General features: G+C 75.5%; 3 protein-coding genes and 1 pseudogene. All 4 read right to left on the minus strand.

All coding sequences use genetic code 11. From position 1 onward, the window contains the following. A pseudogene (locus tag DZF91_RS06440) lies at positions 1 to 312 on the minus strand (hypothetical protein); the annotation flags it as partial. Positions 313 to 332: 20 nt separating this feature from the next. Beyond that, on the minus strand, positions 333 to 935 hold the full coding sequence (coaE, locus tag DZF91_RS06445; protein ID WP_117356576.1) for a dephospho-CoA kinase: 603 nt from the start codon (positions 933 to 935) through the stop codon (positions 333 to 335). A 26-nt stretch (positions 936 to 961) separates the two neighbouring features. Next, positions 962 to 1,462, minus strand: coding sequence for a GNAT family N-acetyltransferase (locus DZF91_RS06450; RefSeq protein WP_117356575.1), 501 nt, complete (start codon positions 1,460 to 1,462; stop codon positions 962 to 964). 102 nt (positions 1,463 to 1,564) lie between these two features. Next, a partial coding sequence (locus tag DZF91_RS06455) for an endonuclease/exonuclease/phosphatase family protein (RefSeq protein ID WP_199486450.1) occupies positions 1,565 to 2,367 on the minus strand: 803 nt, incomplete at its 5' end.

Raw genomic sequence — 2,367 nt, forward strand, 5'->3', positions numbered from 1 at the left:
GGCCGCCGCGACGTCGGCGATCGCGCCCGCGAGCCGGGCCACCAGCGGGCGGTTCCCGGGCCGGTGCGCGCCCTCGGGCGGCCCGACCGGCGCTCCGGCCTGCGGCGCGTCGCCCAGACCGTCCAGGATCCGGGCGAGCAGCCGGGTGCCCAGCGAGCGGGAGTACCAGGCGATGCCGTGCTCGCAGCCCATCTCGGTGCCGAGCGGGAAACCGCGGCCGTCCAGCACGACGGCGGCCCCCGGCGCGGTCGCCACGAAGTCCTCGTTCCGGCGCTGCGGACTGCCTTGACCGGTGGCCCAGACGACCTGCATCGGTGCTCTCTCCCAAGTGCTCAGCCCGCGGCGGCGCGGCGGGTCAGATCGGCCCAGATCGCGGCGACCCGGGCGTCCAGCGAGTCCATCGAACCGGAATTGTCGATCACGTGGTCGGCGACCGCGCGGCGCTCCTCGCGGGTGGCTTGCGCGGCGATCCGGGCGCGCGCGGCGTCCTCGGTCATGCCCCGCAGGGTGGTGAGCCGCTCGACCTGGAGCTCCACCGGCGCGTCCACGACGATCACCACGTCGTACATCGCGGCGAGGCCGTTCTCGGTCAGCAGCGGGACGTCGTAGACCACGATCGCGTCGTCCGGCGCGGCGTCCATGAGCTCCTGCATCCGCTCCCCGACCAGCGGGTGGACGATCCGGTTGAGCGCCGCGAGCCGGTCCGGGTCGGCGAACACGATCTCGCCGACCTTCTCCCGGTCCATCCGGCCGTCCGCGGTCAGCACCCCGGGGCCGAACTCGGCGACCACGGCGGCCAGGCCGGGTGTGCCGGGCTCCACGACCTCCCGGGCGATCCGGTCCGCGTCGATCACGACCGCGCCGTACTCGGCGAGCCGCCGCGACACCTCGCTCTTGCCCGCGCCGATTCCGCCGGTGAGTCCCACTTTCAGCACGCGCCAGAGCCTACCGGCCCGCCCGGTCACGCGCGGTCGGCGGCGGGCGCGGGCTCCAGGTGCTTGCGCATGTGGACGAACGTCAGGTGCGCCGCGACCCGCTCCCGGTGCGTCTCGCTGTAGCCGAGGCTGCGGTAGAGGCGCAGGTTCGCCTCGCTGAGGTGGCCGGTGAACAGCACGCACGCGGTGGCGCGGCCGGACACCTCGGCCTCCAGCGCGTCCATCAGCCGCCGCCCGACGCCCGCGCCCTGCTGGTCGGGCACCACCGCGAGCCGCCCGACCAGGCAGGTGTGGTCGCTGAACTGGGCGCGGACGACCCCGACGATCCGGCCCTCCCGCACCGCCTTGAGCACCACGACGCCGCCCTCCAGCGCTCTGCGCACCTGCTCCAGCGACTCCACCAGCGGCGGGATGAACGGATCGCCGTACAGCTGCGCCTCGCTGACGTACGCGGCGCGCTGGACGGTGAGGATCTCCCCCGCGTCCTCGGGCACGGCCCGGACGACCCGGACCTCATGGGTGCTCATGAGCGAACCCTAGCGGCGCGGGCCCGTGCCGTCCCAGCCCTTGCCGTCAGGCCCCGCCCCGCCTTCGGGCCCTGCCCTTGCCGTCGGGCCCGGCCCCTGCCGTCAGCCTCCGACGCGGACGGTGACCGAGACCGGGTAGTGGCCCGAACCGGCCGGGGTGACCTGGTAGCCGGAGAAGGACAGGTCGTCGGTGCCGAAGATCCAGTCGGTCCGCTCGCCCTCGGAGGTGGTCGGGGAGGCGTCCCCGCCGGTGGCGGCGCTGCGCAGGCCGGTGCCGTCGGTCATCCGGTCGATCGCGTCCGCGCCGGGCCCGGCGTTGAAGTCGCCGCCGACGACCGTGCGCGGGCCGCCGCCCCAGGCGCGCAGCAGCGCCGACGCCTCCCGCAGCCGCTCGTCGCCCTGGTCGTCGCCGTTCTCCAGGTGCGTGGACCACACGTCCAGGCTGGACGACCCGACCTTCAGCTTCGCCCACACGTACCCGCGGATCTGCGACCAGTCGCCGCGCGGCATCCGGCCGATGCCGGACCGCTCGACCGGCAGCGAGGTCAGGATCGCGTTGCCGAACTGGCCGTCGGCGGCCGGGCCCCACAGCAGCTTCATGCCGAGCCGCCGCGACAGCCACACGCCCACGTCGGTCGTCCCGGACAGCAGCGAGCCGCGGCCCGCCTCCTGCAGCAGGACGACGTCGGGACGGCGCGCCTCGATCGTCCGCGCGACGGCCTCGGGGTCGAGCCGTCCGCGCCGGTCGACCGCGTCGTGGATGTTGTAGCTGACCAGCCGCACCTGGCCCCCGGCGGGCGCGGCCTTGGCGTCGCGGGACGGCGCGGCCATGCTGAACACCAGGGTGCCGAGCAGCAGCGCCAGCGCGGCGCCGCCGGCGGTCAGCGCGCGCTGCGGGGCGCGGG

The sequence above is a fragment of the Actinomadura logoneensis genome (assembly GCF_003428695.1).
Lineage (GTDB): Bacteria > Actinomycetota > Actinomycetes > Streptosporangiales > Streptosporangiaceae > Spirillospora > Spirillospora logoneensis.

Excerpts from the sequence above, each read along its gene's own strand:
- DZF91_RS06450 (WP_117356575.1), bottom strand. The coding sequence starts at position 1,462 with ATGAGCACCCATGAGGTCCGGGTCGTCCGGGCCGTGCCCGAGGACGCG.